This window comes from Actinomadura geliboluensis (genome assembly GCF_005889745.1).
Classification (GTDB): Bacteria; Actinomycetota; Actinomycetes; order Streptosporangiales; family Streptosporangiaceae; genus Spirillospora; species Spirillospora geliboluensis.
Genome location: NZ_VCKZ01000476.1, coordinates 1 through 6,551 on the forward strand (window position 1 = coordinate 1; position 6,551 = coordinate 6,551).

Annotated in this window: 5 protein-coding genes; 4 read left to right on the plus strand and 1 reads right to left on the minus strand. The window is 73.3% G+C overall.

The genetic code is table 11. From position 1 onward, the window contains the following. Positions 1–138: 138 nt before the first annotated feature. Complete coding sequence (locus ETD96_RS38900) at positions 139–861, minus strand: FadR/GntR family transcriptional regulator (protein WP_138641498.1); 723 nt, start codon at positions 859–861, stop codon at positions 139–141. A 151-nt stretch (positions 862–1,012) separates the two neighbouring features. On the opposite strand from ETD96_RS38900, the gene ETD96_RS38905 reads away from it, so the two are divergent. The 4 genes from ETD96_RS38905 to ETD96_RS38920 all read left to right on the plus strand — a co-directional run. Continuing rightward, positions 1,013–2,608: an ABC transporter substrate-binding protein gene (locus ETD96_RS38905; RefSeq protein ID WP_138641499.1), complete on the plus strand. Its 1,596-nt coding sequence runs from the start codon at positions 1,013–1,015 to the stop codon at positions 2,606–2,608. A 33-nt stretch (positions 2,609–2,641) separates the two neighbouring features. After that, entirely contained in the window at positions 2,642–3,601 is a 960-nt protein-coding gene (locus tag ETD96_RS38910) for an ABC transporter permease (RefSeq protein WP_138641500.1), read from the plus strand. Next, the gene (locus ETD96_RS38915; RefSeq protein WP_138641501.1) at positions 3,598–5,547 is read left to right on the plus strand and encodes a dipeptide/oligopeptide/nickel ABC transporter permease/ATP-binding protein; all 1,950 of its coding nucleotides are present in this window, start codon (positions 3,598–3,600) and stop codon (positions 5,545–5,547) included. The genes ETD96_RS38910 and ETD96_RS38915 overlap by 4 nt, the downstream gene beginning before the upstream one ends. Further along, a partial coding sequence (locus tag ETD96_RS38920; RefSeq protein ID WP_205719681.1) for an oligopeptide/dipeptide ABC transporter ATP-binding protein occupies positions 5,544–6,551 on the plus strand: 1,008 nt, incomplete at its 3' end. The genes ETD96_RS38915 and ETD96_RS38920, both read left to right, overlap by 4 nt.

The window sequence follows — 6,551 nt, forward strand, 5'->3', positions numbered from 1 at the left end:
AGGACGGTGAGCGCGGCGGTCAGGCCCGCGGCGAGGCGGGGGGACGGGGGCATGGCCTCAACCCTCTCTGTAGGACATGGGATGTAGGATGTCCTTCAGGAGGGGAAGCTAGACCGGGCCGCCGGGGCCGTCAACCCCTCAGTTCGCCTGCTCCAGCCGGTCGCGGATGCCGCGGAAGTGCGCGGCCATCGCCGTCGCGGCGGCCGACCTGTCGCCGGCGCGCAGGGCCGCGTAGATGTCGCGGTGCCGCTGCGCGACGTCGGCGGCCTCCTGCTCGACGGGGGCCAGGTCGTGCTGGAGGGTGCGGTACACGTCCCAGAACGCGCCGAGGAGCTGGTTGACGATCGGGTTGGCGAGCGGCCGGTAGAGCAGCTCGTGGAAGCGGCGGTCGGTCTCGGGGGTGACGAAGCCCGCCGCGGCCTCCTCGTCCATCCGGCGCATGGTCGCGTCGAGCTCGGGGTCGCCGGCGGTGAGGCCGCGGTCGATGACCTGCTCGACGAGGCCGCGTTCGAGGACCTCGCGGACGTCCACCAGGTGGGCGAGGTCGTCGCGGCCCTGCCGCTTGGAGATGCGGGCGTGGAAGGTCAGCTCGTCGACGAGCGCGCCGAGCGACATGGTCCCCACGTACATCCCGAAGCCGTGCCTGATCTCGACGATGCCGACGGCCTGCAGCGCCTTGAGCGCCTCGCGCAGCGAGTTGCGGCTGACGTCCAGCTCGTCCACCAGCTCGAACTCGGTGGGCATCGGGTCGCCCACCGCGAGGCCGCGCTCCAGGATCAGCTGCTTGATCCGCTGCTGCACCTCCTCGGTCCGGCTGCTGCGGCCGCGCGTGGCGCGGCCCCGGGCCCGAGCTGCGGTCATCGGCTCCCCCAATCGTCCGCGGTCCGGCACTTGACCTCGCCGGTGCCGACGCCTACCGTACACCGACGAACGACGTTGGATGTCCTACCTCCCCTGCGACCTGCGCGGGAGCTGCTCTGCACCCCCACCCCTTCCCCTCTCAGGAGACGATGTGACCGATCTCCAGCCAGGCCGCGGCCTGCACCGCCGCGACTTCCTCCGCTACACCGGACTGCTCGGCGCGGCGGCGACGATCAGCGCCGGCCTGGCCGCGTGCGGCGGCCCGTCGTCCACCGGGTCCGGCGGATCCGGCGGGTCCAAGGACACCGTCCAGGCCGCGCTGGCCTACGCCCTGTCGGGCGGCTTCGACCCGATGACGGCCTCCAGCGCGGTCGCCGTGGCCGCCAACCTCCACGTGCTGGAGTCGCTGGTCGACCTCGACCCGATCACCCGCGCGCCCTACAACGCGCTCGCCAAGGCCGACCCCGAGAAGGTGGACGACACCACCTACCGGGTCGCGCTCCGCGACGGCGCGACGTTCCACGACGGCTCCGCGGTCACCGCCGACGACGTCGTGTTCAGCTTCGAGCGCGTCCTGGACGAGAAGAACGCGTCGCTGTTCATCCAGTTCCTCCCGTTCCTGGACGGCGTGAAGAAGGTCGACGCGAGCACCGTCGAGTTCAAGCTCAAGTACGCGTTCGCGCTGTTCGCCGAGCGGCTGTCCGTCGTCAAGGTCGTGCCCAAGAAGCTCGTCGAGGCCGACCAGAAGAAGTTCGACTCCCTGCCGGTCGGGTCCGGCCCGTACAAGCTGGCCTCGGCGAGCGCCACCGACGGCCTGTCGTTCGCCAAGTTCGACGGCTACAACGGCCCGCGCCCGGCGAAGGTCAAGAAGATGACCTGGCTGCTGCTGGCCGAGCCGTCCACCCGCGTCACCGCCCTGCAGTCGGGTCGCGTCCAGGCGATCGAGGCGGTCCCGTACCTGAACGCCGAGGCGCTGGGGAAGGCCAAGGCCGTCCAGTCGGTGCAGAGCTTCGGCCTGCTGTTCCTGATGTTCAACTGCAAGCAGAAGCCGTTCGACGACGTGCGGGTCCGGCAGGCGCTGCACTACGCGCTCGACACCGACAAGCTGATCAAGACGGCGCTGCTCGGCAACGCCGTCGCCGCGACCAGCTTCCTGCCCGCCGGCCACCCCGACTACGCGAAGGCGTCCACCGTCTACGGGTACGACCCGGCCAAGGCCAAGGAACTGCTGTCGGACGCCGGCGTCAGCGGCCTGAAGGTCGAGCTGATCACCACCGACACCGACTTCGTCAAGGACTGCGCGCCGCTGATCAAGCAGAGCTGGGACGCGGTCGGCGTCTCCACCACGCTCAACGTGGGCCAGTCCGGCGGGCAGTACTCCAACCGCATCGACACCGGCAAGTACCAGGTCATGGCGGCGCCCGGCGACCCGTCGGTGTTCGGCAACGACTGCGACCTGCTGATGCGCTGGTTCTACGTCGGCACCTGGCCCGAGCACCGCAGCTACAACTCCGGCACCGCCGAGGCCAAGAAGGTCGTGAGCCTGCTGGACGAGGCGGCGCGCGAGGCCGACGAGGCCGCCCGCCGCGGGCTGTGGAAGCAGGCCATCGACATCGTCGCCGAGCAGGCCGCGCTCTACCCGATCTTCCACCGCAAGCTCGTCACCGGCTGGGACCGCGAGGGGCTGCCCGGGTTCCGGCCCATGGCGACCACGGGACTGTCGTTCCTGGACGTCGGCCGCGCCTGACCCCCACCCCGCCGGACAGAACGGACGCCGCCCATGGCAACGATCCTGCGCATGACGGCGGGACGGCTGCTGACCCTCATCCCGATGGTGCTGGGGATCACGCTGTTCGTCTTCGTCGTGCTGCGCTTCTCACCGAACGACCCCGCCTACAACGCGCTCGGCGAGGGCGCGACGCCGGAGGCGCGGCACGCGTACGCGGCCGAGCACGGGCTCACCGACCCGCTGCCCGTCCGCTACGTCCGGTTCCTCGGCGATCTGGTGCGCGGTGACCTCGGCGTCACCGCGCCGCCGAGCCGGTCCGTGACGGACGCGATCGGCACGGCGTTCCCGCTCACCCTGCAGCTCACCGTCCTCGCGATCGTGCTCGGCGCGCTGTTCGCGGTCCTCCTCGGCGTCACCGCGGCGCTGTTCCGGGACCGCTGGCCGGACCAGGCCATCCGGGTGCTGTCCATGGCGGGCGTCGCGATGCCGTCGTTCTGGCTCGGGATCCTGCTGATCCAGTGGTTCGCGCTGCGGCTCGGCTGGTTCCCGACGGGCGGGTACGTCAACCCGGCCGACTCGGTGAGCGGCTGGCTGCGCAGCCTCGCCCTGCCCGCGATCGCGATCGCGTTCCCGGTGGGGTCGCTGCTCGCCCGGGTGGTGCGCACCGCGATGGTCGAGGAGCTCGACCGCGACTACGTGCGCACCGCCGTCGGCGGCGGACTGCCGCGCGTGGTCGTGGTCGGGCGCAACGTCCTGCGCAACGCGCTGATCACCCCGCTGACCGTGCTCGGCCTGCAGATCGGCTACCTGCTGAGCGGCGCCGTCGTGGTCGAGGCGATCTTCGGGCTGCCCGGCCTCGGCACGCTGATCATGCAGGGCGTCACGGCCGGCGACCCCGCCCTCGTGCAGGGCGTCGTGCTCGGCATCGCGCTGACGTTCCTGGTGGTCAACCTGCTGGTGGACGTCCTGTACCTGTTCGCGAACCCGCGGCTGAGGGGAGCCACGCGATGAGCGCGACCCTGCTCCGGAGACCGCTCGGGGCGCTGAATCGGCTGCGGCCGGCGTCCCGGATCGCGCTGGGCGTGCTGCTGGTGATCGTCGCGGCCGGGCTCGCCGCGCCGCTGATCGCCCAGCACGACCCGCTGACCACCGGCATCGCGAGCCAAGCGCCGTCCGGCGAGCACTGGTTCGGCACCGACCGGGTCGGCCGGGACGTGTTCGCCCGCGTCCTGTACGGGGCCCGCTGGTCCCTGGCGATCGGCCTCGGCGCGACGCTGCTCGCGCTCGCCGCCGGCGCGCTGCTCGGCTCCCTCGCCGCCACCGCCCACCGCGTCGTCGACGAGATCATCATGCGCTGCCTGGACGTCGTCATGGCGTTCCCGGCGGTCGCGCTCGCCGCCGTGCTCGTCACCGTCTTCGGCAAGAGCCTGCCCGTGCTGATCCTCACGATCGCGTTCCTGTACGTCCCGCAGATCGCGCGGGTGGTGCGGGCCAACGTGCTCTCGCAGTACGGCGAGGACTACGTCGCCGCCGAGCGGGTCATCGGCGCCGGACGCGGGCACATCCTGCGCCGCCACGTCGTGGTCAACTGCGCGGCGCCGATCCTGGTGTTCTGCACGATCGTCGTCGCCAACGCCATCGTGTTCGAGGCGAGCCTGTCGTTCATCGGCGCCGGCGTGCAGGACCCCGACCCGTCGTGGGGCAGCGTCATCGCCTACGGCAAGTCGCTCGTTCTGGCGGGCGGCTGGTGGGCCACGTTCTTCCCCGGCCTGTTCATCCTGGTCACGGTGCTGGTGCTGAACGTCCTGTCCGAGGGCGTGTCGGACGCCTGGGCCGCGCCCGCCGCCCGCACCGCCACCGAGCCCGAAGCGGACGCGGTGCCCGCCGAGCGGCCGTCGATCACCGCCGAGCCGCACGGCGCCGAGGACCTGCGCGAGGCGGGACGGCGGCTCGCCGGCCGGGCCCGCCCCCTCCCCGAGGGCGAGCCGCTGCTGCGCGTCGAGGACCTCACCATCGGATTCCCCGACCGCTACGGCGACCTCGACGTGGTCGACGGCGTGTCGCTGGACGTCCGGCCCGGCGAGGTCGTCGGGCTGGTGGGGGAGAGCGGCTGCGGCAAGAGCCTCACCAGCCTCGCCATCATGGGCCTGGAGCCGCGCGGCGCGCGGATCGGCGGCCGGCTGCTGTTCGACGGCCGCGACCTGCGCGCCCTGCCCGCCCGGGAGCGGCGCCGCCTGCTCGGCCACGACATGGCGATGATCTACCAGGACGCGCTGTCGTCGCTGAACCCGGCGATGACGATCCGCGCCCAGCTCCGCCAGCTCACCCGGCGCGGCGGCACCCGCACCCCCGCCGAGCTGCTCGACCTCGTCGGCCTCGACCCGGACCGGACGCTGCGCGCCTACCCGCACGAGCTGTCCGGCGGCCAGCGGCAGCGGGTGCTGATCGCGATGGCGCTGTCGCGGAACCCGCGGCTCGTCGTCGCGGACGAGCCGACCACCGCCCTCGACGTCACCGTCCAGGCCGCGGTCATGCGGCTGCTGCTGCGGCTCCGCGAGGAGCTCGGCTTCGCGCTGATCCTCGTCTCGCACGACCTCGCGCTCGTCGCCGACGTCACCGACCGGGTCGTGGTCATGTACGGCGGGCAGGTCGCCGAGACCGGCGCCACGCCCGAACTGGTCGCCGCGTCCCGGCACCACTACGCGCGCGGGCTCCTCGGCGCCGTCCTGTCGCTGGAGGCCGCCGAAGGGCGTCCCGTGCAGATCCCCGGCGTGGTGCCGGCGCCCGCGCACTTCCCGGCGGGCTGCCGGTTCGCCGACCGCTGCGCCGCCGCGACGGACCTGTGCGCGGCGACCCGGCCGGAACCGTCCGGCGACCCGCACCGGCACGCGTACGCGTGCCACCATCCGATCGGCGCGCCCGCCGACGTCCCGGCGAAGGCGGGAGAACCACGATGAGCACCCCGGTGATGGAGCTGCGCGACGTCCACGTCCGGCTGCCCGTCCGCGCCGGCAACCCGTTCCGCCGCGCCGCCGTGCACGCGCTGACCGGCGCCGACCTCGCCATCGGGCGCGGCGAGACGGTCGGGATCGTCGGCGAGTCCGGCTGCGGCAAGTCCACGCTCGCGAAGGTGCTCGTCGGTCTGACCCGCCCCACGTCCGGCACCGTGCTGTTCGAGGGCGGCGACCTCGGCGCGCTGCCCCGCCGCGAGCGCGCCGCCCGGATCGGCGCGGCCGTCGGCATGGTCTTCCAGGACCCGTCGACCGCGCTCAACCGGCGCCTGCCCGTCCGGGCGATCCTGCGCGACCCCCTCGACGTGCACCGGCGCGGCACCCCCGCCGAGCGGGACGCCCGCGTCCGCGAGCTGATGTCGCTGGTCGGGCTGCCGCCGCAGCTCGCCGCCGCGCTGCCCGGCCAGCTGTCGGGCGGGCAGCGGCAGCGCGTCGCGATCGCCCGCGCGATCGCGCTCGAACCGGCGCTGCTCGTCGCGGACGAGCCGACCTCCGCCCTCGACGTGTCCGTCCGCGCGCAGATCCTCAACCTGATGCTCGACCTGAAGGACCGGCTCGGGCTGTCGATGGTGTTCGTCTCGCACGACATCCAGACGGTCCGGCGCATGTCCGACCGCGTCGTCACCATGTACCTCGGCCGGATCGTCGAAGAGGCCCCCGCCGCCGTCGTCGCGGCCGCCGAGACCCGCCACCCGTACACGCGGGCGCTGCTGTCGGCGACGCCGAGCCTGCTCGACCCGATGGAGCCGATCCGGCTGGACGGGCCCGTCCCGTCCGCCGTCCACCCGCCGAGCGGCTGCCCGTTCCGCACCCGCTGCTGGCGCGCGACCGCCGACTGCGGGGAGGCCATGCCCGCCGTCACGCCCGGCCCCGCCGCCGGGCACCGGTACCGGTGCCTGCACCCGGTCACCGGCCCGTCCGACCTCGCCCTGTCCACCGCTTCCCAGGAG